A 24,238-nucleotide genomic window follows, 5' to 3' on the forward strand; every position below is an offset into this window, starting at 1 on the left:
AAGCGCGTTCCGCGTTCGTCACGAGAAGACCGCGGCACATTTTGCGCTAGCGCGGGCCTCCGGGTCCGGATCATGATTCTACAGCCACTTCTTCCACTTGAAGATCCAGTACGGCACGATCGCCGCGATCAGCATCATCACCAGCGCCATCGGATAGCCGTGGACCCATTCGAGTTCCGGCATCATCTTGAAGTTCATGCCGTAGATCGAGGCGATCAGCGTCGGCGGCATCAGGACAACAGCCATGACCGAGAACAGCTTGATGATGTTGTTCTGCTCGAGATTGACCACGCCGAGCATGGCGTCGAGCACGAAGGTGATCTTGTTGGAGAGGTAGGAGGCGTGATCGGTCAGTGAGCTCACGTCGCGCTGCATGGTCTTGAGCTGCTCGCGCATGTCCTTGGACCACTTCACGCCCTCCACGATCGCCGAGAGAAAGGCAACGAGGCGGCCTATCGACACCAGACTTTCGCGGACCTTGGAGGTCAGGTCGCCCTTGCGGCCGATCGCGATCAGGATCTGGGAGTACTGCTTGGCGTGACCGTGGCGCTCGCTTTCCGGCTCGAAGATATCATGCGAGACCTGGTCGATCTCGGCGCCGCAGCGCTCGAGAATGTCGGCGCAGCGGTCGATTACCGCGTCCAGGAGTTCCATCAGTACCATCTCGCCCGTGATAACGGGCGTGCAGGACCGGCCGAGCTTGGCTTCGACCAGCGAGAACGGCTTGGGCTGGTCGTAGCGGACCGTCACCAGGCGGTGGTCGCCGAGGATGAAGGTCACGGCCGTGGTCCGGGGCATGTCGGTGTCGGACTGGCACATCAGCGTCGCGGTCATGTAGCGCGCGCCATTCTCGATATAGAGACGGCTGGAGATCTCGATCTCCTGCATGTCTTCCCGGGTCGGGATGGCGATGCCCGCGAGCCGTTCCACCGCCTTGTCCTCCGCGGCGGTCGGACTGACCAGGTCGATCCACACCGCATTCTCCGGCAGCGCCGCCAGATCGTCGACGACCACCTTCTTCAGGGAGGACTCGGAGGGAACAAACACCGAAAACATGAACAACTCCAACCAGGGTCGCGCGCGATGACCAAGAGCCCTTAGCCCGATTCTGACAAGTCCAAGATGACAGCCACATTAACGGAGCATTCGCATTTGTGGCGGCCAGGCGGCACAAGCGTGGCACGGATACGACAGTCGGGCAGCCCTTGAGCAAAAAACCGCCCGATGTCGAAAAACTTGCGACAAAAAAGCCACAGCTGGCGTCTTGCAGCGCGGGAAAAGGCCCTAAAGTCTGGAATTGTGGCAGATTTCGACGATAATGCGGGGGATTAATGGAGTCGTGGAACTTGGGTGCGAAACTCAGGTTTTGCGAGCGACTTGTTGCGATTGGAACCAAACCATGTCGTCGTTGAAAGTTACGTTTGGGATTTTGGCCACCGGCCTGATGCTGTCGGGCTGCATGCAGGCCACGACCTACGAGGCAACCAACACGCAGAATTTCAAGCCGCGTGACAAGGATTTGCTCTCCAAGGTGAGCTATGTGAAGACGCCGGTTGCGGAACCGTTCCGCCGCGCCATCGTCGAGTATCACCGCAAGGAGTCGCCCGGTTCGATCGTGGTCGATTCCGACAACCATTACCTCTACTGGGTGATGGATGGCGGCAAGGCGATCCGCTACGGCATCACCGTCGGCGAAGAAGCCATGGCCTGGTCGGGCATTGCCAAGATCGGCAGCATGACCGAGTGGCCGGCTTGGCATCCGACCCCGAGCGAGATCTCGCGCCTGGGCGTGCCGACCTTCGTGGCCCCGGGTCCGGACAATCCGATGGGCTCCCGCGCGATGTATCTCTACTCGGGCGGCAAGGACACGCTGTTCCGCATTCACGGCACCAACCAGCCTGAATATATCGGCGCCTCGATCTCCTCTGGCTGCATCCGCATGACCAACGAGGATGCGATCGACCTCTACAACCGCGTCAAGGTTGGCACCATCGTGGTCGTGCTCGAGCCGAAGCATGGCGACTCCCCCTACAACTCGCGGCTCGCGCTGCAGGGTGGCAGCAACAGCTCCTTCTAGCTGGACGCGTGCTGAAGATTTATCAAAAGCGCCGGTTTTCACCGGCGCTTTTTTGTTGCCGGCTTGCGTGACGGCTCGAGCTCGGCCGCGGGTGTCTCCTTCGGCTCAGCGCCCGGCTTGGCCGCCGGCGCATCGGCGCCGTCCTTCGCCCCGTCCGCCTTGGCTGCGATCTCGCGCGGCGGGGCCTCTTCCGGCCGCTCGGCCGGCATCAGCGGCGCGACATGCGGTAGCGGATCCCAGACGTTCCACTGACAGATGCGGTAGTCGTTGCGCCGCTGCATGAGGTCGAGATGGATGTGGTCCTCGTGATACCAATCCGATCCTGGCCCCAGCACGGTCGAAAAGCGCGAGCAGACCGAATGCAGCACGCGCTCACGCACGTCCCGCGGCACGGCGCGATCGGTCAGGTTGATCGACTGTCCGTTGGCGAGCTTGAACGCGCGGACGTCGAGCGCGTTGGCGCGGCCGTGCTCCGAAAGCATCGCACCGACGACGCGGTTGCGGCCGCGGCACTCGAAGGAATCGAAATTGTCGAGATCGCTGATGGCGGAGCCCAGGCTCGCCGCAAGCGGCGCCATGTCGGACCGCACCCAATCGGCGATCGCCGAGGCCATGGTGCAGCGAAGGACCGCCGCGGGCTTCACCGACACCTTCCGCTTGTCCGGCAGCACGATGGCTTCCAGCCGCACCAAATCCTCGCCACCGCAGCCGCCGGGGCCCTTGATATCGGGGATGGAGGGCGCGACGGCGATGTCCTCGGTGAGCGCTTGCCGGCAGGCAGAAGCTTGCCGCTCCGCGGGCCGAGCTGGTTCCGACGGCTTCTCAGCCGCGGGCTTCTCTTCTTCAGCGGGAGCCTCTGGAACGGCCTTCGGTGCCTCCGCCGGGCGCGGGCGCGGCAGGGGAATCTTCGCGGTGTGAACGGTCCCGCGCGGCCTTGACGTGCTCTTGGGCGTGCCGAAGCCGAACAGGTCGAGCGGCGGGGCATATTTCCGCGCCTGCACCGGCCCTGTCAGCACCAGCGCCGCACCCAGTGCAACGGTAACCATTGCCGCGCCGGTGGACATAAAGCCGCGACAAGACCATTTGCGGCGATGGTTCCGCAGGCTAAAATTCATGACAATTCTTTGGCCTGCGCTGAGGGCGATAACAAGTCCAGCGAATACTCGGAGGAACGTCGGAATGCTTGGTTTGATGCAAGATTGGCCCCTGCTTTGCCACCGGATCATCGAACACGCCGCAAAAGTTCATGGCAAGCAGGAGGTCGTGACCCGCTCGGTCGAGGGACCGATCCATCGCACCAACTATGCCGAAATCCACGCTCGCGCGCTCAAGGTCTCGCAAATGCTCGAGCGCGACGGCATCAAGCTCGGCGACCGTGTCGCCACCATCGCGTGGAATACCTGGCGCCATCTCGAGGTCTGGTACGGCATCATGGGGATTGGTGCCATCTGCCACACCGTCAATCCCAGACTTTTCCCTGAGCAAATCGCCTGGATCATCAACCATGCGCAAGACCGCATCGTGATGACCGACATCACCTTCGTCCCCGTCCTGGAGAAGCTTGCGGACAAGCTGCCGAGCGTCGAGCGCTACGTCGTCCTCACCGACAAGGCGCACATGCCCGAGACCAAGCTGAAGAACGCGGTCGCCTATGAGGACTGGATCGCGCAAGCCGACGGCAATTTCACCTGGAAGGACTTTGACGAAAACACCGCAGCCGCGATGTGCTACACCTCCGGCACGACGGGCGACCCCAAGGGCGTGTTGTATTCGCATCGCTCCAACGTGCTGCACGCACTGATGGCCAACAACGTCGACGCACTGGGCACCAGTGCTTCGGAGACAATGCTGCCGGTGGTGCCGCTGTTCCATGCCAACAGCTGGGGCATCGCCTTCTCTGCGCCCTCGCAGGGCACCAAGCTCGTGATGCCCGGCGCCAAGCTCGACGGCGCCTCGGTCTACGAGTTGCTCTCGACCGAGAAGGTGACGCATACCGCCGGCGTGCCGACGGTGTGGCTGATGCTGCTCCAGCACATGGCCGCCAACAATCTGAAGCTGCCTGACCTCAAGATGGTGATCTGCGGCGGCTCGGCGATGCCGCGCTCGATGATCAAGTCCTTCGTCGACATGGGCGCAGGCGTGCGCCACGCCTGGGGCATGACCGAGATGAGCCCGATCGGCACGGTGGCCGCGCTGAAGCCGCCCTTTGCCGGGACGACCGGCGACGCGCGGCTCGACGTACTCCAAACCCAGGGCTATCCGCCCTTCGGCGTGGAGATGAAGATCACCGACGATGCCGGCAAGGATCTGCCGTGGGACGGCAAGACTTTTGGCCGCCTCAAAGTCTCCGGTCCCGCGGTCGCCAAGGCCTATTACCGCCTCGATAACAACATCCTCGACGGCGACGGCTTCTTCGACACCGGCGACGTCTCGATGATCGACCAGGACGGCTACATGCGGATCACCGACCGCTCCAAGGACGTGATCAAGTCCGGCGGCGAGTGGATCTCCTCGATCGATCTGGAGAACCTGGCGGTCGGCCACCCCGCCGTAGCGGAAGCGGCCGTGATCGGCGTCTACCACCCCAAATGGGACGAGCGCCCGCTCCTGATCGTGCAGCTCAAGCAAGGCCAGCAGGCCACGCGCGAGGACATCCTGAAGTTCATGGACGGCAAGATCGCGAAATGGTGGATGCCCGACGACGTCGCCTTCGTCGAGGGCATCCCGCACACCGCGACCGGCAAGATCCTGAAGACGGCGCTGCGCGACCAGTTCAAGGACTACCGCTTCCCGAATGCGGCGGCGTAGCACAGTGCCACCCTCCCCTGGAGGGGGAGGGTCGGCTCACATTTGAGCGCAGCGAAATTGTGAGACGGGGTGGGGTGACAGTCTCGCCTCGGCTGTGCTGTTCCGTGTGGAGAGATCACCCCACCCCGCTCGCGCTTCGCGCGATCGACCCTCCCCCTCCAGGGGAGGGTGAACGACCCTTGAATTTGCCGTCCGGGCATGGTCTCAACAGGCCAGATGGCCGCCCCAGAGATTTCGTGCGGCAGCGACCTAACCCCCCGGCAGAGCTCAACCCCGATGGCCCGCAGGTTTTCCGCTCCCTACCAGTCGGAGCCCGTGTCCAGCCTCGCTACCTGGGCGCGAAATCTGGCCGTGTTCGCGGTGGTGGCGGTGGTGGTCTCCATCCTCATCGTCCGTTTCGGCTTCCTTGAGATCAAGCCGGCGCTCGCGACCTTCTTCGGCGGGCTGGCGATCGCCGCACTCTCCATCCTGCTCGGCCTCGCGGGCTTTGCCGCGATCTGGCAGAACGGCTCGCGCGGCATGGCGCGGATCCTGTTCGCCTTTCTGATCAACGGGCTGATCCTCGCCTATCCCGCCTACCTTGCCCTGCAATACCGCAAGCTGCCGGCGATCCACGACATCACCACCGATCCGATCGACCCGCCGCGGTTCGAGGCGCTGGCGCGCCTGCGCACCGGCGAAGGCGCCAACCCGGCCGTCTATGCCGGCCTCTACTCGGCCGAGCAGCAGCGCCACTTCTATCCCGAGATCGAGCCGGTCGAGCTCGAGATCTCCGCCGACCGCGCCTATGCGATCGCGCTCCAGCTCGTCAACAAGCGCAAATGGCTCGTCATCGACGAGCGCGCGCCGCAGCCGCCGCGCCGTGTCGGCCGCATCGAGGCGGTGGCGCGATCACCGATCATGGGTTTTCGCGAAGACGTCTCGATCCGGGTCGTGGCCGACGGCGAGGACTCCCGCGTCGATATCCGCTCCGCCTCGCGCTATTTCGAGAGCGACCTCGGCAGCAATGCCGCGCGCGTCAGCAAGTTCATCGACGATCTCAACACCGCCGCCGATGCCGATGCGCTCAAGCCGGTCAAGAAGACGCCGGTGGCGCCGGCCAAGCCGGCCGCAAAGACGGTGAAGAAGTGACGCGATAGCGTCATTCCGGGGCGATGCGAAGCATCGAACCCGGAATCCCGAAGTTGTGGCGCGAGATTCCCCAATGCGCGCTTGCGCATTGGGGTTCGCGCTACGCGCGCCCCGGAATGACGATCAGGCGTCACGCCATCCGGTACGTCCCGCCGATCACGGGATCGCCGTCCGTCGCCACAACGCCGCGGGCGACGAGGTCCTCCAGATGCGCCAGCACGGAATAGCCGGCCGCGGTGGTGAGCCTGGGATCGATGCCGATATAGATCGCGCGCACCATGGTCGGGATGTCGGTCTCGCCCTTGGCGAGGCGATGCAGGATCGAGGCTTCTCGTGCCTTGCGGTGGCGGATCAGGAAGCGCACGAAGCGTTGGCCGTCCGGGATCTCCGGGCCGTGACCTGAGAAATACAAATCCTCTTCGCGCGCGGCGAGCCGATCGAGCGAGTCCATGTAGTCGATCATCGAGCCGTCGGGCGGCGCCACGATCGAGGTCGACCAGCCCATCACGTGATCGCCGACGAAATTGAATTTTCGCTCGGGCCAGGCGAAGGCGAGATGATTGGCAGTATGGCCGGGCGTCGCCACCGCCTCCAGTCGCCAGCCGGCACCTTCGATGACGTCGCCATGCGCCACCTTCACATCGGGCGCGAAGTCGCGATCGGAGCCCGACTCCGGATTATGCTTCTCGCTCTCGAAGCGCGGGCGCGAGGCGCGATGCGGGCCTTCGGCATAGACCGTGGCGCCCGTCGCCTGCTTGATCCGCCCCGTGTTGGGCGAGTGGTCGCGATGGGTGTGGGTGACCAGAATGTGGGTGACGGTCTCGCCCTTGACCGCATCGAGCAGCGCCGCCGCGTGGGCCGCATCATCCGGGCCGGGATCGATGATCGCGACCTTGCCGGTACCTACGATGTAACTGACCGTGCCCGTGAACGTGAACGGGCTCGGATTATTGCAGAGGACGCGCCGCACCCCGGGACGCACCTCTTCGACGATTCCAGGCTTGAGCGGGAAGTTGCGGTTGAACGGGACGTCGTCGTTGTCGGACATGGCTTCTTCTTTGTTCTTGGACGTCATTCCGGGATGACCCGTCAGGGTCAGACCCGGAATCTCGATGAACAGAATAATGCGGCCCGAGATTCCGGGTTCGATGCTTCGCATCGCCCCGGAATGACGGATGACCAGATCAGAAAAACGCCTGAATGCCCGTGATCGCGCGGCCCAGGATCAGGGCGTGGACGTCGTGTGTGCCCTCGTAGGTGTTGACCGTCTCGAGGTTATGGACGTGGCGCATCACATGGTACTCGATCGAGATGCCGTTGCCGCCGTGCATGTCGCGCGCGACGCGGGCGATGTCGAGCGCCTTGCCGCAATTGTTGCGCTTGACGATCGAGATCATCTCGGGCGCGAACTTGCCTTCGTCCATCAGCCGGCCGACGCGCAAGGAGGCCTGCAGGCCGAGCGCGATCTCGGTCTCCATGTCGGCGAGCTTCTTCTGCACGAGCTGGGTCGCGGCGAGCGGCTTGCCGAACTGCTTGCGATCGAGCGTGTATTGCCGGGCGCGGTGCATGCAGTCTTCTGCAGCCCCGAGCGCCCCCCAGGAGATACCGTAGCGAGCGCGGTTGAGGCAGCCGAACGGGCCCTTGAGGCCGGAGACGTTGGGCAGCAGCGCGTCCTCGGGAACCACGACGCCGTCCATCACGACCTCGCCGGTGATGGACGCACGAAGCGAAAGCTTGCCGCCGATCTTCGGCGCCGACAGGCCCTTCATGCCCTTCTCCAGCACGAAGCCGCGGATCTGGTTGTCGTGCGCGGCCGACTTGGCCCAGACAACGAACACGTCGGCGATCGGCGCGTTCGAGATCCACATCTTGCTGCCGGTGAGGCGATAGCCGTCCGATACCTTCTCGGCGCGGGTCTTCATGCCGGCCGGATCGGAGCCGGCGTCCGGCTCGGTCAGGCCGAAGCAGCCGACCCATTCGCCGCTCGCGAGCTTCGGCAGATACTTCTTGCGCTGGTTCTCGTCGCCATAGGCGTAGATCGGATACATCACCAGCGAGGACTGCACCGAGTTCATCGAGCGATAACCCGAGTCGACCCGCTCGATCTCGCGCGCGACCAGGCCATAGGCGACGTAGCTGGCATTGGCGCAGCCGTACTCCTCGGGCAGCGTGATGCCGATCAGGCCGAGCTCGCCCATCTCGTTGAAAATCTCGCGATCGGTCTTCTCTTCCAAGTAGGCCTTGGAGACACGCGGCAGGAGCTTGTCCTGGGCGTAGGCGCGCGCGGTGTCGCGCACCATGCGCTCGTCTTCGGTGAGCTGCTCATCGAGCAGGAACGGATCATCCCACTGGAAAGAAGCCGCAGCCGGCTTGTCCTTGGCCTGGGGGCGCACGCTCATGAAACGTCCTTTCGTCTGGTTCCGTCGAAAAATTGGCCGATAAGGTAGAGCGCCGCGGCGCCAAGTGCAATTGCGTCCTGGTTTCGGTCATTCCGGAACGCGACGTATCGGTGGCCTCTCAACTCTCGAGTTGCTCGTTCGAGACGATCTCGATGCCAAAACCCGACAGGCCCTTGTAGTCGTGCACCGAGGAGGTGAGATGGCGGATCGAGGTCACGCCGAGATCACGCAGGATCTGCGCGCCGACGCCGATCTCGCGCCACTGTCGGTTACGGTCGGCCTCCGCCGACGACTCGTTCGGCAAGGGCTCGACCGGCACACCAGCGGCACCGTCGCGCAAGTAGATCAGGACGCCGCGTCCTTCCTTCTTGAACTGTTCGAGCACGGCCTGAATGCGCTTCGGACCGGTAAAAATCTCCTTGACGATGTTCGGCTTGTGGAAGCGCGTCAGCACCTTCTTGCCGTCGCCGACGCCGTTATAGACGAAGGCGACGTGGGCGATGGAATCGAAGGGCGAGCGGTAGGCATAGCCCTGGAGCGGCCCGATCGGGCTTTCGGTGACGAAGGTCGAGACCCGCTCGATCAGCTTCTCGCGCGCCTGGCGATAAGCGATCATGTCCGCAATCGTGACGTGCTTGAGCTTGTGCTGGGCGGCGAAGCGGGCGACCTGCTCGCCTTTCATCACGCTGCCGTCGTCGTTCATCAATTCGCTGATCACGCCCACCGGCGGCAGGCCCGAGAGCTTGCAGAGGTCGACCGCGGCTTCGGTGTGGCCGGAGCGCAGGAGCACGCCGCCGTCCTTGGCGATCAGCGGGAAGATGTGGCCGGGGCGGGCAAAATCGTTGGCGCCGACATTGGGGTTGGCGAGCGCGCGGCAGCAGGAGGCGCGCTCTTCCGCCGAGATGCCGGTGCCGCCGTCGGCCTTGTAGTCGATCGAGACCGTGAAGGCCGTGGTGTGGGCGGAATCGTTATGGGCGACCATCGGGTCGAGCCGCAGGCGCCGGGCGTCTTCGGTCGTGATCGGCGCGCAGACGATGCCCGAGGTGTGGCGGATGATGAAGGCCATCTTCTCGGCGGTGCAGAGCGAGGCTGCAACGATGAGATCGCCCTCACCTTCCCGGTCCTCGTCGTCGGTCACGACAACGAGTTCGCCCTTGGCGAAGGCCTGCAAAACTTCCTGAACGGTATCGGGCATTTCCCAGTCTCTGGCTGTTATGGGCCGGAGGCTTAGCCGGACTTAAGCCCCGGCGCTAGTGTCCCGGACGCAACCGCTCATGCCGCCACATGGCATGGATCGGGCGCGCGCCAAGGCTTGAACCAAGGCTTGCACCGAACATACCAGCCATATAGGCCCCGGTCCGGGCCTGCGGAAGATGCCAAACGTCCTACGGCAGCACTTCGCGGCGTTCGCTGAGCCGCGAGTCCAGCTCGGCCCGCTTATCCTCCAGGAGGCCGGCCTGGGCCGCCTCCAGCACCGTGAACAGCTCGTGCGCATCGCTGAGCCGGGTCACCGTGACGTAGCTCGCGCCCGCTCCATAGAGCTCGCCGACGTCGGACAGGAGGTCGGCGGTGGCGACGATCAGCGCGTCCGGGTTCAGCGTGCGGACGTGACGGACCAGCTTCTCGTTGGTGGCGCCCTTCAGCAGCGCGTCAGGCACGCTCAAAATGATCATCTCGGACTTGGCGACGCCAGCATGGACCAGCGTGTCGACATTGCTGATGTCGCCATAGACGACGTGCAGGCCCCGCGCCAGCAGGGTCTGGTACACATTGGGGTTGAAATCGATCACCGTGATCTGCTCAAGCAGCAGCGGGTTCTGCCGCTCGATCTCCGCGAGCAGCGCGCTCGCCGCGCGGAAAAAGCCGAGGATGACGATGCGCCGGGCCTCGCCATGGCCGCCCTCGTGCCCCTCCTCGCCATGCGCGTGGTCACCGTCGAGATCGCGCAGGCCGATCCGCTTCAACGGACCGATCGCCCAGCGCGTGATCTCGTCGCTGCGCGTCATGACGAAGGTGGAGAGCACGGCCAGCACCACGAAGGCGAAGGAGGCCGCGTTCGCGGATTGTGTCGAGATGTGATTGTCGGTGACGCCGGTCTGGATCACCACGAGCGAGAACTCGCTGATCTGCGCCAGATTGATCGCGGGCAGCAGGCTCGCGCGCAGGCCCTGCTTCATCAGATAGAGCGGCAAAAACGTCGTGACCACGCGGCTGACCACCGTGAAGGCGGCGATCATCAAGGCAAGCCCGATCACGGACATGTTCGGGATCGGAATGGTCATACCGAGTGCGACGAAGAACAGCGTGATGAAGAAGTCCCGCAGTGTCGTGACCTTGGCGGTGACGTCCAGCGCATACGGGAAGGTCGAGAGCGAGACGCCGGCAATCAGCGCCCCCATCTCGCGGGACAGCGACAGCCGCTCGGCCGTCTCGGCGACCAGAAAACACCAGGCGAGCGCGCCGAGCAGGATCAGCTCAGGACGGCGGGCGATCTGGTGGAATAGGCGCGGCAGCACATAGCGGCTGATCAGAAGCGCGGCCGCCACCAGCACCGCGACGCGGACGACCGAGAGCAGGATGACCGTCACTTGCAAGTTGGCAAGGCTCGGCTGCACCGCCAGGAACAGGATCGCGAAGATGTCCTGGAGCACGAGGACGCCGAGCGTGATGCGTCCGGGCAGCGTGTCGAGCTCCCGCTTCTCGTAGAGTACCTTGACGATGATGACGGTGCTGGAGAGCGCGCAGGCGACGCAGAGATAGACCGCATCGAAATGGCCGCCGCCGAGCGACAGGCCCATGCCGATGAAGAACAGGATGCCAAGCACGCAGCCGCCGATGAGCTGGCCGCCGGCCGCAAACAGGATCACCCGTCCGGCCCGCACGATCTTCTTCAGGTCGATCTCGAGCCCGATCATGAACAGCATGAAGATCAGGCCGAGCTCGGAGATGACCGTGATCGATTCCTGCGACTTGACCCAGCCGGCACCGAATGGACCTATGCAAAAGCCGGCGATAAGGTAGGCCAGGATCAGCGGTTGTCGGGAAAAGTGGGCTAAAAGCCCCAGCATCCAGGCGAACAGGATACAAAGAGTGATGTCGCGAATGAGCTCGTGCATGTCCAATCAGTCTGTTTTGTCGCACCCTAGAGGCCGCCCCCGGCGCTGCAAGCCAGCAATTCGTCACATGCGAATCGTGCTCGCGTTGATAGCGGGCCTGTCATGTCCGCTGGTAGCAGCATTGCCGGCGGCGGCCCAGTCCAAGGTCAATATCGAGCAGGGCTTTGCCGATTCCCTCACCGCGATGCCGAAGGAGGAGCTGAGCGTCTCCGGCGGCTTCTACGTGCCGGCCTATTCCAGCGTCGCGATGAGCCAGGGCAAGCTGCGCGTCGATTTCTCGGTGACGCTGAGCGTGCACAACACCTCCGAGACGCAGCCGCTGATCGTCAAGCGGATCGCCTATTTCGACACTGCCGGCAAGATGGTCGAGAGCTATCTGAAGGCGCCGGTCGCCTTGAAGCCGCTGGCCACCGTCTCCGTCTTCATTCCGACCGACGACATCCGCGGCGGAACTGGCGCCAATTTCATCGTCGACTGGGCGGCTAGCGGCGAGATCGCCGAGCCCGCGGTCGAGGCCTTGATGGTTGGCGGCGTCGCCAATGCGCACTACGCTTTCGTCAGCCAGGGCCGTCCGACCCGGACGGTCGGCAAGAAGTAACAGGCGGCCGGTGCAACGCCGGCCGCTCAACAAGAACACAATGAGGAAATGCCCATGTCGTCCAGCTTCGATTTTGCGCCCCTGTTCCCGCCGGGGCTGCCGGCTCCCTCTGCGCGCTGGACGGGGCTTGCCAAATACAGTTTTGTCGGCGGCAACAACGATTCCGAACAGGTGCCGGTGGACGAGCTGATCGCGGCGGTCGACAGCGCCTTGCGGCGCGAGGGCCGGATGCTCGCGACCTACGGCCTGGCGCATGGCCCGCAGGGCTACCTGCCGCTGCGCGAATTTTTGACCGCCAAGCTGAAGCGCGATGCCGGCATCGCCTGCACGGTCGATGATCTCCTGATCGTATCGGGCTCTCTGCAGGCGCTCGATCTCGTCAACCATACGCTGCTCGCGCGCGGCGACACCGTCATCGTCGAGCAGGAGACCTATCAGGGTTCGCTCAACCGGCTGACGCGGCTCGGCGTCAACACTGTCGGCATTCCGCTTGATGACGACGGCATGCGGATGGATGTGCTGGCCTCGACGCTGGCCGACCTCAGGGGTCGCGGCATCAAACCAAAATACATCTACACTATTCCGACCGTGCAGAACCCGACCGGGTCCATCATGCCGGAGAGTCGCCGCGCCGAGCTGTTGAAGCTCTCCGCCGAATACGGCGTGCCGGTCTTCGAGGACGACTGCTATGCCGACCTCGTGTGGTCGGGCGAGCGGCCGCCGGCGATCTATGCGATGGCTCCCAAGGGTGGCGTCATCCATATCGGCTCGTTCTCGAAATCGATCGCGCCGGCGCTGCGGGTCGGCTTCATCGTCGCGCCCTGGGATGTGATGTCGCGCATGCTGGCGCTGAAGACCGACGCCGGCTCAGGTGCGCTGGAGCAGATGGTGCTCGCGGAATATTGCAAGCCGCATTTTTCGACCCATGTGCCGGCACTGACCAAGGTGCTACGCACCAAGCTCGACACGCTGATGGAGGCGCTGAACGAGCAGTTCGGCACATCAGCGGAATTCGAGGAGCCCAAAGGCGGCATCTTCCTCTGGGTGAAGCTGCCCGACAATGTCGACACGCTGAAGCTCTATCAGGCCGCGCTCGCCGCCGGCGTCTCGATCAATCCGGGCCCGGAATGGTCGACCAGCAAGGGCCATTCCGGCTCGCGCCTGCGGCTGTGCTTTGCCAGCCCCACGCACCAGCAGATCCGCGACGGTGTCGCCGTGTTGGCCGAGGTCTGCCGCAGGGAGTTTGGTGTGCCGGCGCGAAGCGCCAATGTGGAGAAGGCGCAGGCGTGAACATTCCGGAGTTTCACGCCTCGACGTGAAACTCCACGTTCACCTGGCCGCTGCCGGACGACGGAAAATAGTCGCAGAGCTGCTCGGCGCCGCCGCGATAGTCGTACCAGCCGAGCGCTGCGAACAGCATGATGGTGTCGGCCATGCCGCCCTCGCCGTTGCATTTGGTGGCGTAGTCCGGAAGCATGTCGAGGAATTCGCGGTAGCGGCCGCTCTGCCAGAGCTCGAGCACGCGCAGATCGACCTGGCGGTTGAACTCGCTCGCCACGCTGATCCACGCCTCCGGTCCGAGCTTCTTGTTCGGCCAGAGCCGGTGTGACAGCGAGCCGGAGGCAAGGATCGCCACCCGCTCGCGGGAGGCCGTAATCGCGCGGCGGGTCGCCGCGCCCAGGATCCTGCTCTCCTCGAGTGAGGTGAACAGCGGCGAGGCAACCGAGACCACTTTTGCCCAGCCATCTGCATTCATGTAGTGCATCGGCACGATCGTGCCGTATTCCAGCCCGAGGCTCGCGACCTCATGCGCGATGACATTGAGGTCGGCATCCGCGGCGCTGCCCGCGATCGCCTTGGCCAGCGCAGCGTCACCCGGCAGATCGTAGCGGAGATCTTGGATCATGTGCGGCGCCTCGTGGCTCGTGAACGAGCCGCGATGCCGCGCATTGGCGTTGACGTGGTAGCCGAAATTGGAGAGCCAGTGGGTATCGAACACCACGAAGGTGGTGACGCCACGCTCCCTGGCTCGCCGGCCGAGTTCGCGCAGCGAACTGACCGCCTGTTCGCGCGCGGCGCTCAACGGGCTTCCCGGCACCTCCGACAGCATCAGCGACGGGACGTGGGTGACCTTGGCCGCCAGAACGAGCTGTCCCATCGCGGACTCCCCGAGAGAGCCTCAGGCGGCCTGCGGCTGGCTACGGTGGATCGCCGAGGCCAGGCGCAGCAACAGCACGACCGAGACGTTGCCCTTGCCGCCCTCGATCTGGGCGATGTAGCGCTCGGATATTCCCGATCTTCGCGCAAGCTCCCGGCGCGACAGGTCGCATCGCATGCGCGAGGAGCGCACCCGCTCGCCGAGCTCGGCCAAAAATTCGGTCTCGGAATAAGGGGGAACGGCGCTTGCGCCGGGCAGCGCCTCGCCTGCGAAATCGACGACTTCTTCCAGCATTGATCTATCCACGATCGCCTCCCGAACCCGACACTATGGACAGGTTTCGGGCGGCTTCATTGACGCGGATCAAATAGCGGAATGATAGTCGGACCGGTGGACGACAGAGAGGGGGATGCTAGACTTGAGCCTCGTTGGGCTGGGGCTTTCAAAAGACATGACTTACGGTTTGGGCCGCTTTGCGACAGCTGCGCTTCTTTGGGCTGCGCTGATGCCCGCCGCCAACGCCGAAACGCTATCGGCGACGGTGATCCGATGGGGCCTGCTCGGCTCCTGGGCGATCGACTGTGCGTTGCGGCCCGATCGCGACAGCGGCGCGGTTCTGACCTACGAGATCAAGCAGGAAGGTCGGGTGATGTACCGGCGCAATTTTGGCGACGCCAAAGACGAGAACGAGGTCGTGGCGGCATCGACCGATACCGACGGCATGCTCAACATCATGGTGTTCTTCCCGTCACTGCATCAGACGCGTGAATTCGGCCTGAGGCTTCAGAAGGACGGCAGCCTGCGCGCGATCTACAACCGCGATCAGCGTGGCAGCTACTCCATCAGGGACGGCAAGTTCGTGCGGACGGGTGAGCCGACTCCTGCACAGCGCCGCTGCGGCAACAGCACCTGACGCGGTTGAGACTCTAGCTGAACAACCGTTCAGAATTCTCCTGCAGTTCCTCCGGAACGTTCGCACGCACGCGAAGTTCTCATCTGCATTCAATTGGAGGAGGACATCATGAAGAAGCTTGGCTATGTCGTCGCGGCCCTCGGTGCGTTCGCGATCGTCGCGCCGTCAATGGCGAACGCCGAAACGGTGGTGATCAAGAAGGGCTATCATCACGGCCCGTACGGCGCGCGCGCCGAATTCCGCGAGCATCGTGATCGCGGCTGGCATCGCGGCTGGCGTCATCACGGCGACAGGGTCGTCGTGATCAAGCGCAGCCACCGTCATCACTACGACTAACCCTGGCATATGGAAATGGCCCCTCACCGGGGGCCATTTCTTTGCATGCTGCGATGGAGCGATGGGCAATCAATCCCAATCCGGCGCAAAGCCGGGATTGACGCAGCGCTTGTCCTTCGGCAGTGCCGCGATCTTCTTGCGGTCCCCTTCATCCAGCGTGATCTTCAGCGCATCGAGATTGGCCTGTTGGCTCTCGGGCCGCGACGCCTTCGGGATCGCGGCGATGCCCGGCTGGTCGAGCAGCCATTTCAGCGCCACCTGCGCTGCCGTCGCATCGTGCTTCTTGCCGATTTCGGTCAGGACCGGATCGGCGGCAACGCGGCCTTGCGCCAGCGGACAATAGGCAACCAGCGGAATCGATTTGGCAGCGAGACAGTTCAGGACCTTCGACTGGTCGAGCATCACGTGATACTCGATCTGGTTGCAGGCGATCGGTGCCCCGATGTCCTCGACTGCGGTCTTGAGCAGAGCCGTCGTGAAGTTGGCGACGCCGATGGCGCGGACGCGCTTCGCCTCCTTCAGCCTCATCAGCGTCTCGAACACCGCACCCCAGTTCGCGCTACGCGACGGCCAATGCACGAGATAGAGATCGATCTGGTCGAGGCGGAGCTTCGTCAGGCTGGCATCGAAGGCGCGGCGGATCGCGTCCGGCGCCAGATTCTCGTGCCAGACTTTTGTCGTGACATGGAGCTCGCTGCGCGGCACGCGCGATGCTTCAAGAGCAGCACCGATCGGCTCTTCGTTGGCATACATCTCGGCCGTGTCGATGTGGCGATAGCCGAGCGCAAGCGCGCTCTCGACCGCAGCGCGGCAGGCATCGCCCTGCATGCGGAAGGTGCCGAGGCCGAGCTTGGGCATGCTGATGCCCTGAGTTCTTAGATTGTCCATAAGTAAGCTCCTGACGAATTCCAGCCCGCCGGACGCGCAGGCGGCGACGCCGCTTGGGCAGACGTTTCGATGACGGAAAAGGGGTGGCGGGAGCGTGTACCCTAGCGCGCCGCCCCAAACGAGGCCAATCAAGATCAGGTTAGCGGAATAGCCGGCAGGCATCGCCGTGACAGCCAAACGGCATTTCAGATGATCGCCCTCTCCTGTCAGCATCCAACCATCGCGGCCATTCCGGCCGCACGCGACAAGGAGACGATCATGAAGACGATTTTGACGATAGCGATCCTGGCGACCGCTCTCGCCGGCATCGTGCCGGCGCAGGCCGACGGTTTTGCCTATACGGGGTCACCCAAGCAGGGGGAATTCTACGTCCGGCAGACCACCATGCCGCAGGTGCCGGCATGGATGAACGCACGTGCGGAAGCCCCACAGCCCGCGGCCCGGCCCGTGCGCGGCGGCATCGGTCTGCGCTCCCCTTAGGAGTGCTGCGCCACCACGGCCGGGCGCATTTGCGGTTGCGGCAGGATATCGACCGACCAGAGGTCACGATTGTCGACGTCCTTGAGTGTCACGGTCATCACTTCGCTCCGGCCATCGATATCGACCCGACCGAAAAACTGGAGCCCGAAGCAAGGCGCGAGGTTTTCGCCCTGCTCCGCGCTACAGCCATTCTGATACATCGCCACAGGGCCAAAAGTGTTGTCGAGCTCGCCCGGCCCCCAGGTGCCGGCATGCAGGGGACCCGAGACGAACTCCCAAAACGGCTCGAAATCGGAAAACACCGCGCGGTTGGGATCGTAATAGTGCGCGGCGGTGTAGTGCATGTCGGCGGTGAGCCAGACGATGTTGCGCACGCCGGCGCGCTTGACGAAGGACAGGAGGTCGGCGATCTCGTGCTCGCGCCGGTCGGGCGGGCCGTCGCCGAGCGCCACCGCATCCAGGCTGATTAGGCCGATCGGCAGGTCCGCTGCGATCACCTTCCAGGTCGCGCGCGAAGCAGCCAACTCGCGCTTCAGCCAGCCGAGCTGATCTGGTCCGAGAATCCAGCCGTCGCGGTCCTCGCCCTTGTTCCAGTTGGAATCGCGATAGCTGCGCATGTCGATCATGAAGACGTCGAGCAGCGGTCCATAGCCGATGCGGCGATAGATGCGCCCCTCGCGCGCAGGCATTTCGCGGATCGGCATGAATTCGAGGAAGGCGCGGCGGGCGCGCGCGACCAGGCGCGAGGTGCCGTCCTCGTCATGGCCGGTCTCGTCGACGCTGCCGGAGGGCGACCAATCGTTAGTCACCTCGTGGTCGTCCCATTGCGCGAACATCGGCACTTGCGCGTGGAAGGCGCGGAAGTTTTCGTCGAGGTGATTGTATTTGTAGTTGCCGCGAAACTGCGCGAGCGTGTGCGCGACCTCGGACTTCTCTTCGGTCACGAGATTGCGCCACACCTCGCCGCCGGGCAGCTTCTGCTCGGATGGAATGGTGCAATCAGCGTAAATATGGTCGCCGGAGTGAATGAAGAAATCTGGACGGTTGCCGAGCATGGTGCGGTAAGTGCGATATCCGCCGCGCGAGGTGTCGATGCCCCAACCCTGCCCGGCTGTATCGCCGGACCACACGAAGGAGATGGATTTTCCAGCCTCAGGCGCGGTGCGGAAGTGTCCGATCCGCGTTTCGCCGGCAAGGCCGGTCGCGTGATCGTCGAAGCGCACGCGGTAGAAGACGTCCTGTCCGGGCGGCAGTCCCTGCAGCAGCATTTTTGAGGTGAGGTCGGCGTCGGGAATCGCGTCGGCGGATGCGTGCCGAGGATCGTCCTAAAACTTTCGACCGTGGAGTATTCGACTTGCATGCGCGCTGGACGGTCGGCGCGGGCCCAGACCACCGCGGAGCCATCGGAGACGTCGCCCGACTGGATGCCGCCCGCGAAGAGCGGCCGGTCGGCGGCGCGGCTTAGACAGGGTTTTGCGATTGTGCCTAGGCCGGCGAGCGCGAGCGAGGACGTAGAGCGGACCAGAAACTGCCGTCGGGTCCATGCGCGCGAGGCGCGGAGCGTTGCCATTCAGGAAACCTTCGTCGAATCGCGACGGAAGGTGCCTGCGCCGTTTGACTCCAGCCTTACGGTTTCTTGACTCTGCGCCTACGGTTTTGCGACGGAGGGATGACGGCTAGCGCTTCCAGCTGCAGATGCCGCCCGACTTGCACGGCCAGGTCTGAATGCGCGTGTCCGTGGCCTGCGCGTCCAGCGGATTGCCATGGCGATGTGCGAGCTTTGCGCGAGCAGCGCCACGCGGCTGCGTGTTAGCAATTTTGCCTGCCGGCGCGCGAACGCGCTCGGTCGCGACCTTCTTCGGCACGTCACCGGTCACGGCACGCGCCTGCGCGTCACTCTTCATGTCGCTCTTGGCTTCGACGGCCACGGGCGCGAATTCGGTCGGCGGACCCAGGCGCTTCGGCGATAAAACGGCCTTGGACAGATCCATGCCGAGGAAGTCGCCGGCACGATAATCGTCGGCCAAAGCTGCGCCACCCCATGCGAGCACGAGGGCGGTGACGAAGCCGAAGGAAAAGCCTTTCAGGACCACTGACGCCTCCAATAAGGGGCAATTTACCCTCATTTAGGAAGGCGGACGGCGGATTTCCAGCGGCCGATTGTCATCAGGGTTACCGGCTGCCGAAAAACAATAGGGGAATCAGGGCGTTTCAGGATCCACCGGCGAGCACCTTGACCAGACGGTAGAGGTATTCCTGCCCATTATAGAAGGACGCGATCGGAACCCGCTCGTCCTTGCCGTGGATGCGGCCCTCGCCGACGTCGATCGCCATGCCGGAATGGCCGTAGGTCGGGATACCCGCGTTACGCAAATAGGAACCGTCGGTCGCGCCGGAACTCATGACCGGCATCACCACCGCGCCAGGGAAGAATTCGCCCGTGAGCTTTTCGATCGCACCCATGATTTCTTCGTGCAGCGCGGACGGCGCGCTCAGAACCGGCGTATCGATCTGCGTCAGCTTGATCTGATCGTCGGCCAGCACACGCTCCAGCGTCGCCTTGACCTCCTCGACCGGTTCGCCCGGCATCATCCGGCAATTGACCTTGGCAATGGCCGACTGCGGCAGAGCGTTGATGGCGTGGCCGCCCTGCAACTGGGTCGCGACGCAGGTGGTGCGGAGCTGCGCGTTGAAGACCGGATTAGCGGCAAGCCGCACGAACGACATCGCCGAGAGATCGGGCTTGTCCGACATGACCGTGCGCATGTCGGAAGCGGTCTGCTCGTTCTCGAATTGCGCGGACTTCTCGAAATAGCCGCGCGTGGTGTCGTTGAGCCTGATCGGGAAGTTGAACTTGGACAGCCGCACGAGACCTTCGGCGAGCCTGTAGATCGCGTTGCTCTGGCGCGGCACCGAGCTGTGGCCGCCGGCATCGGTCACCTCCAACTGGAAGCTGACTGGAACCTTTTCGCTGGTCTGCACGCTGTTGCGGATCGGCTTGCCGCCCTTGAGGCCAACGCCGCCACCTTCATTGAGCGCGAATTCGGCGTCGATAAGGTCCTTGTGGTTCTTGATCAGCCAATTGATGCCGAGACCGTCGCGGTCAAAAATCTCTTCGTCCGTCTCCAGCGCGACGATGATGTCGCGGTCGGGCTTGTAGCCTTCCTGCTTGTAGCGGATGAGCGCTGCAATGAAGGCTGTCGCCATGTGCTTGTCGTCGGCGGTGCCGCGGCCATAGTAGTGGCCGTCCTGCTCGGTGAGCTTGAACGGATCGACGCTCCAGTCCTCGCGCAACGCCGGCACCACGTCGAGATGCGCGACCAGAAGGATCGGCTTGCGGGCGCCGCTGCCACGCAGGCGGGCAACGAGGTTGCCCTTGCGCGGTGCGGGCGAGAAGACCTGGACGTCGGCCGCAGGAATGCCCGCCGCCTTCAGCCGCGCGGCCAACGCCTCGGCTGCCTTGGCGGTGTCGCCGGTTGCCGTCGTGGTATCGATCTCAACGAGCTCCTTGTAGACGTCGTAGGAGAGCTGCTGTTGCGGCGTGAGCCCGGCGGCAGTGGCGACGCTGCCGCCGAGAACCAGTGCTGCGATGGCGGTCGCGAAATTGTTCGTGATTTTCATGCTGTGCTCCCTCGCCGCTCATTTCGCGTCCTTGACGGCAATCACCTCAATCTCCACCAGGAAGCCCGGATTGGCGAGCGAGGCGACGCCGACCACGGAGCGTGCCGGCAGATTGGGCTGGCTGCCACCGAAGAACTGCGTGTAGCCCTCCATGAAGGCCTTGAAGTCCATTGGCGTCGCCGCGTTGTGCACCAGGAAGACCTGCATCTTCACGACGTCGCCCATGGTGAGGCCGAGGCCGTCCAAAATGGTCTTGATGCGATTTAGCACGCCGACGGTCTGGGTCTTGGTGTCGCCATAGGCCTGCAGGCTCTGGGGGTCGGCATCCTTGTTCGCGACCGGCGGCACCTGGCCGCTGACATAGTAGGTTGTCGCGTTGCCGGTGACCTGCACGGACTGTGCGATCGGAAAGGTCGAGTTCGGGATCGGATGCCTGACAATCTCGGCCTGCGCGATACCCGCCTGCATCGCCCCGAGCAGTCCGCCGATCACGGCCATGGTCCTGAAGTTCATTCGTCGCCCCTGTTGCTGGTGTTTAGCGGCGCGCATCCCGCACTTCGCCCGCCGTCACCGCGTCCTGATAGTTGTTGTCGAAATGCGTGCGCAGGTAGTTCACGACCGCAGCGATTTGCGCGTCCGTCATCATCTCGCCGAACGGCGGCATCGCGCGGCGGCCATTGATGACGAGATAGACGGGATAGCCCCGCGCCTCCAAATTCTTGTCGGCGACGAGCGAGGGATAGGCGCCCGCCCCCGCCGCGCCGCCGCCGTCGGGCATGTGGCATCCCTGGCAGATGTTGGCGAACAGCTCTTCGCCCGTGGTCTCGGCGAAACTGAAGCCGGAGGAGAAGATGCGCGTTTGCGGACCGTCATGCGCGAGCGCCATCGGCGACAGCAGTGCGACCACGGCGAAAGCGGACCGGGAGAGAATTCGCCATTGCCAGGGGCGTTTCGTCATCACGTCCTCACAACGCGGTCGTGCAACCTCGTGATCGCATCGAGTGCCGACAGGATGGCACCCTCCTGCCAGGCCGGCAAGGCGGAGGCGTGCTCGCCGGCGAGCACGATGCGGCCGTCGATCTGGCACAGGTTCTTGTAGTGCGCGTCGCGCGTCGCGTCGGTCCAGTCTCCGCTGCAGCCGAGCACGAAGGGCACCCTGTGCCAGGCGACCGCCACGCCGGTCTCGAACTCGGCCTTGTATTGCGGATGGATGACAGCGCCGAATTCGACCGCGCGCGCGACGCGCTCGGCAGGCGACATCGCCGTGAACTCGTAGGCATTGGGTCCCTCGAACAGATAGGCGCCGAGCAGCACGCCGCGCCCGGCGCGGTTATAGCCGTAATTGGGATAGGCGATCTGGCGGATCGGCAAATCCGTGTAGCTGATGCCGCCATAGATCTGCTCGTCCTCCTCCCAGAACCGGCGCTTGAACTGCAGGCCGATCTTGACGGAGGCAGCATAGGGCACGGCATCGATCGCCGACTTCATGGCGGCGCTGACGCCGATCGGTAACTGGCTGAGGATCGAGAGCGGGATCGTGCAGACGCACCAGTCGGCCTGCACCTGCTGCATGGCGCCCGGCTTGCCTGCATCGAGATAGCTGACGGTCACGCCGCGATCGTCCTGCTTGATTTCAGTGACCTTGGCGTTGAAGCGGATGAGATCGCCGACCTCTTTTGCAAAGGCCTTGCCTATCATGTCCATGCCACCGACCGGCTGGAACATCGTGGTCTGGAAATTGTAGTGCGCAAAACCGCGCAGATAGCGCCAGAGCCGCGACTTCAGGATCTCGGACAGGCCGACCGGCTCGCTTGCCTCCGGCATCGCCGTCAACCCGCCGCCGGGATCCCTGGCGTAGCCGCGAAATTCAGCCGAGATCAAATTGGCCTTGTAGCCATAGCCGTTGTCGAGCGCGCCCCAGGAGCGCAGCGCCTGCAACAGGATCTCCTGATCCTCCTTGGAGACGGTTTCGTCGAGCTTGCCCTGCTGCGTCACCTTGGCGAGCAGCTCGGCGATCTGTCCCTGGAAATCCGCCTTCACCGCGCGGATGCGCTGCGGCTTGCCGCCGAAGGCGCGCACGGAATGGAGATAAGCGGCGTGATTGAGCTGGTTGAACGGCTCGAGCGCAACGTTCAGCCGCTTGCAGTAGTCCAGCAGCGCGCGGTGGTGATGGGGAATGCGCCACGGTCCCGGATTGATATAGAGCCCGTCCTCGAATTCGCAGGTCTGCTTGAAGCCGCCGAGCTCGGTAAAACTGTCGCCGCCGCGGATCGTCCAGTTGCGGCCGCCGGCGCGGCTGTTGAATTCGAGAATCTGGACCTTGTACCCCGCCTTGCGCAACTCCAGCGCCGCGGTCATGCCCGCAAGGCCCGCGCCGAGAACGAGGACGGAGGCGCCTTTTGGATCGCCTTCGAGGCGAATGGGCCCCTTGTAGCGGGACTCCGACGCAAGACCGAGGCTGGTCATCGCGTGATACATCGCCGCGCTGCCGGCGACCGTGCCGATCAGCGCAAGCAGGTCTCGTCGCCTGATGGTCGGAAGTTCGCTCTGCATGGAAGATGACTCGCAGCCCTTGCGGTTAAGGAAACAGCAGGCGTCGGGGTCAGGCAAGACACGCGTTGTTGATCGCGGTCGCGCACAACAAGACGGGGACCGCGCTTGCTACGCGATCCCCGTCGATTGCGTCATACGTCGAATGCAGAATCAGGCGACCTTGCGCGCGGCCGCCTTGCCGTCGAGGAAGCCCATCAGGCGGCTGCGGATGATCTCGTCCGCTTCCGTCATGATGCGGTCGACCAGCTCCTCGCAGGAGGGAATGTCTCGGATGAGGCCCGCGACCATGCCGCAGCTCCAGGCGCCGGCATCCATCTCGCCTTCGAGCATGATTTTTGGATAGACGCCCGCGACCTGGTCGTGGATATCGTCGATCTTGAGCTTGTCGCCTTTCTCATGCTCGATCTCGAGCAGACGATCGACATTGGCGTTCTTCAGCACGCGCTCGGTATTGCGCAACGCACGCATGATCAGGCGGGTGTCGAGCTCGCTCGCCGCGACCAGTGCGTTCTTCACGTTCTGATGCACCGGCGCTTCCTTGGTCGCAATGAAGCGCGTTCCCATGTTCATGCCGGCTGCGCCCAGCGAGAGCGCTGCGACGAGGCTGCGGCCATCGGCCATGCCGCCGGAGGCAACGAAGGGAATCTTCAATTCCTCCGCCGCGCGCGGCAGCAGGATCATGTTGGGAATGTCGTCCTCGCCGGGATGGCCACCGCACTCAAATCCGTCGACGCTGACGGCATCGCAGCCGATCCGCTCGGCCTTCAAGGAGTGACGCACCGAGGTGCATTTGTGGATCACCTTGATGCCGGCTACCTTCATCGCCGGCATGTATTGCTCGGGGCTGCGGCCCGCGGTCTCCACGATCTTCACCCCGCCCTCGACGATCGCGGCGATGTATTCGGGATAAGGCGGCGCGGCGAAGGTCGGCAGGAAGGTGAGGTTCACGCCGAACGGCTTGTCGGTCATGTCGCGGCAGCGTGCGATCTCCTTGGCGAGCAATTCCGGGGTGCGCTGCGTCAGCCCGGTGATGATACCGAGCCCGCCGGCATTGGAGACGGCAGATGCGAGCTCGGCAAAGCCGACGAAATGCATGCCACCCTGGATGATCGGATGCTCGATGCCGAACAATTCGGTGATCGCGGTCTTCACGTAAATTC

General features: G+C 63.9%; 23 protein-coding genes and 1 pseudogene. 8 read left to right on the plus strand and 16 right to left on the minus strand.

The genetic code is table 11. The annotated features are described in order from the left end of the window. Window positions 1-78: 78 nt before the first annotated feature. Complete coding sequence (locus tag KUF59_RS33210) at window positions 79-1,056, minus strand: magnesium transporter CorA family protein (protein ID WP_212458754.1); 978 nt, start codon at window positions 1,054-1,056, stop codon at window positions 79-81. Between the two features lie 343 nt (window positions 1,057-1,399). On the opposite strand from KUF59_RS33210, the gene KUF59_RS33215 reads away from it, so the two are divergent. Beyond that, window positions 1,400-2,077 carry a L,D-transpeptidase gene (locus KUF59_RS33215; RefSeq protein WP_212458755.1) on the plus strand — a complete coding sequence of 226 codons (678 nt, stop codon included), beginning with the start codon at window positions 1,400-1,402 and terminating at the stop codon, window positions 2,075-2,077. Between the two features lie 38 nt (window positions 2,078-2,115). On the opposite strand, the gene KUF59_RS33220 is transcribed toward KUF59_RS33215, so the two are convergent. After that, complete coding sequence (locus KUF59_RS33220) at window positions 2,116-3,192, minus strand: extensin family protein (protein ID WP_212458756.1); 1,077 nt, start codon at window positions 3,190-3,192, stop codon at window positions 2,116-2,118. 64 nt (window positions 3,193-3,256) lie between these two features. On the opposite strand from KUF59_RS33220, the gene KUF59_RS33225 reads away from it, so the two are divergent. Together KUF59_RS33225 and KUF59_RS33230 are read left to right on the plus strand one after the other, a co-directional pair. Next, window positions 3,257-4,885: a fatty-acid--CoA ligase gene (locus tag KUF59_RS33225; RefSeq protein ID WP_212458757.1), complete on the plus strand. Its 1,629-nt coding sequence runs from the start codon at window positions 3,257-3,259 to the stop codon at window positions 4,883-4,885. Between the two features lie 276 nt (window positions 4,886-5,161). Continuing rightward, window positions 5,162-6,016, plus strand: coding sequence for a DUF1499 domain-containing protein (locus tag KUF59_RS33230; protein ID WP_212458758.1), 855 nt, complete (start codon window positions 5,162-5,164; stop codon window positions 6,014-6,016). Window positions 6,017-6,146: 130 nt separating this feature from the next. Here the strand turns inward: KUF59_RS33230 and KUF59_RS33235 are convergent, their stop codons facing one another. From KUF59_RS33235 to KUF59_RS33250, 4 genes are all read right to left on the minus strand, one after another. Then, window positions 6,147-7,064 (minus strand): MBL fold metallo-hydrolase, encoded by a 918-nt coding sequence (locus tag KUF59_RS33235; protein ID WP_212458759.1) that lies wholly within the window; start codon window positions 7,062-7,064, stop codon window positions 6,147-6,149. A gap of 136 nt (window positions 7,065-7,200) precedes the next feature. Next, window positions 7,201-8,415: an acyl-CoA dehydrogenase gene (locus tag KUF59_RS33240; RefSeq protein ID WP_212458760.1), complete on the minus strand. Its 1,215-nt coding sequence runs from the start codon at window positions 8,413-8,415 to the stop codon at window positions 7,201-7,203. A 118-nt stretch (window positions 8,416-8,533) separates the two neighbouring features. After that, window positions 8,534-9,610, minus strand: a complete 1,077-nt coding sequence (gene ribB, locus KUF59_RS33245; RefSeq protein WP_212458761.1) for a 3,4-dihydroxy-2-butanone-4-phosphate synthase — start codon at window positions 9,608-9,610, stop codon at window positions 8,534-8,536. Window positions 9,611-9,800: 190 nt separating this feature from the next. Next, on the minus strand, window positions 9,801-11,531 hold the full coding sequence (locus tag KUF59_RS33250; protein ID WP_212458762.1) for a cation:proton antiporter: 1,731 nt from the start codon (window positions 11,529-11,531) through the stop codon (window positions 9,801-9,803). Window positions 11,532-11,598: 67 nt separating this feature from the next. Between KUF59_RS33250 and KUF59_RS33255 the strand changes: the two genes are divergently transcribed. Both KUF59_RS33255 and KUF59_RS33260 read left to right on the plus strand, forming a co-directional pair. Further along, window positions 11,599-12,129, plus strand: coding sequence for a DUF3124 domain-containing protein (locus KUF59_RS33255; RefSeq protein ID WP_212458763.1), 531 nt, complete (start codon window positions 11,599-11,601; stop codon window positions 12,127-12,129). A gap of 54 nt (window positions 12,130-12,183) precedes the next feature. Further along, complete coding sequence (locus KUF59_RS33260) at window positions 12,184-13,419, plus strand: aminotransferase-like domain-containing protein (protein WP_212458764.1); 1,236 nt, start codon at window positions 12,184-12,186, stop codon at window positions 13,417-13,419. Window positions 13,420-13,432: 13 nt separating this feature from the next. On the opposite strand, the gene hpaD is transcribed toward KUF59_RS33260, so the two are convergent. Together hpaD and KUF59_RS33270 are read right to left on the minus strand one after the other, a co-directional pair. Beyond that, window positions 13,433-14,287, minus strand: a complete 855-nt coding sequence (hpaD, locus tag KUF59_RS33265; protein WP_212458765.1) for a 3,4-dihydroxyphenylacetate 2,3-dioxygenase — start codon at window positions 14,285-14,287, stop codon at window positions 13,433-13,435. Window positions 14,288-14,308: 21 nt separating this feature from the next. Next, window positions 14,309-14,581: a helix-turn-helix domain-containing protein gene (locus KUF59_RS33270; protein ID WP_212458943.1), complete on the minus strand. Its 273-nt coding sequence runs from the start codon at window positions 14,579-14,581 to the stop codon at window positions 14,309-14,311. 157 nt (window positions 14,582-14,738) lie between these two features. On the opposite strand from KUF59_RS33270, the gene KUF59_RS33275 reads away from it, so the two are divergent. Further along, window positions 14,739-15,200 (plus strand): hypothetical protein, encoded by a 462-nt coding sequence (locus KUF59_RS33275; protein ID WP_212458944.1) that lies wholly within the window; start codon window positions 14,739-14,741, stop codon window positions 15,198-15,200. A 108-nt stretch (window positions 15,201-15,308) separates the two neighbouring features. Further along, entirely contained in the window at window positions 15,309-15,536 is a 228-nt protein-coding gene (locus tag KUF59_RS33280) for a hypothetical protein (RefSeq protein ID WP_212458766.1), read from the plus strand. 69 nt (window positions 15,537-15,605) lie between these two features. Here the strand turns inward: KUF59_RS33280 and KUF59_RS33285 are convergent, their stop codons facing one another. Further along, the gene (locus tag KUF59_RS33285; RefSeq protein WP_212458767.1) at window positions 15,606-16,424 is read right to left on the minus strand and encodes an aldo/keto reductase; all 819 of its coding nucleotides are present in this window, start codon (window positions 16,422-16,424) and stop codon (window positions 15,606-15,608) included. Window positions 16,425-16,682: 258 nt separating this feature from the next. Between KUF59_RS33285 and KUF59_RS33290 the strand changes: the two genes are divergently transcribed. Further along, window positions 16,683-16,904, plus strand: coding sequence for a hypothetical protein (locus KUF59_RS33290; protein WP_212458768.1), 222 nt, complete (start codon window positions 16,683-16,685; stop codon window positions 16,902-16,904). Here KUF59_RS33290 and KUF59_RS33295 read toward each other — a convergent pair. The 7 genes and pseudogenes from KUF59_RS33295 to KUF59_RS33325 all read right to left on the minus strand — a co-directional run bounded on the left by KUF59_RS33295 (window position 16,901) and on the right by KUF59_RS33325 (window position 24,230). Continuing rightward, window positions 16,901-18,474, minus strand: a pseudogene (locus tag KUF59_RS33295) (alkaline phosphatase D family protein). The gene KUF59_RS33290 and the pseudogene KUF59_RS33295 sit on opposite strands and share 4 nt — an antisense overlap. Window positions 18,475-18,580: 106 nt before the next feature. Beyond that, window positions 18,581-18,997: a hypothetical protein gene (locus tag KUF59_RS33300; protein ID WP_212458770.1), complete on the minus strand. Its 417-nt coding sequence runs from the start codon at window positions 18,995-18,997 to the stop codon at window positions 18,581-18,583. Window positions 18,998-19,115: 118 nt separating this feature from the next. Continuing rightward, window positions 19,116-20,525 carry a M20/M25/M40 family metallo-hydrolase gene (locus tag KUF59_RS33305; protein ID WP_212458771.1) on the minus strand — a complete coding sequence of 470 codons (1,410 nt, stop codon included), beginning with the start codon at window positions 20,523-20,525 and terminating at the stop codon, window positions 19,116-19,118. 18 nt (window positions 20,526-20,543) lie between these two features. Further along, window positions 20,544-21,038, minus strand: a complete 495-nt coding sequence (locus tag KUF59_RS33310; RefSeq protein WP_212458772.1) for a RidA family protein — start codon at window positions 21,036-21,038, stop codon at window positions 20,544-20,546. Window positions 21,039-21,060: 22 nt separating this feature from the next. Continuing rightward, window positions 21,061-21,483, minus strand: a complete 423-nt coding sequence (locus tag KUF59_RS33315) for a c-type cytochrome (protein ID WP_249140364.1) — start codon at window positions 21,481-21,483, stop codon at window positions 21,061-21,063. Next, entirely contained in the window at window positions 21,483-23,078 is a 1,596-nt protein-coding gene (locus KUF59_RS33320; RefSeq protein WP_258767529.1) for an NAD(P)/FAD-dependent oxidoreductase, read from the minus strand. Before KUF59_RS33320 ends, KUF59_RS33315 begins: the two co-directional genes overlap by 1 nt. Before the next feature lie 150 nt (window positions 23,079-23,228). Further along, window positions 23,229-24,230 carry an NAD(P)H-dependent flavin oxidoreductase gene (locus KUF59_RS33325; RefSeq protein ID WP_212458774.1) on the minus strand — a complete coding sequence of 334 codons (1,002 nt, stop codon included), beginning with the start codon at window positions 24,228-24,230 and terminating at the stop codon, window positions 23,229-23,231. Between the last annotated feature and the right edge of the window lie 8 nt (window positions 24,231-24,238).

It is taken from the genome of Bradyrhizobium arachidis (assembly GCF_024758505.1).
In the GTDB taxonomy this organism is placed as follows: Bacteria; Pseudomonadota; Alphaproteobacteria; order Rhizobiales; family Xanthobacteraceae; genus Bradyrhizobium; species Bradyrhizobium manausense_C.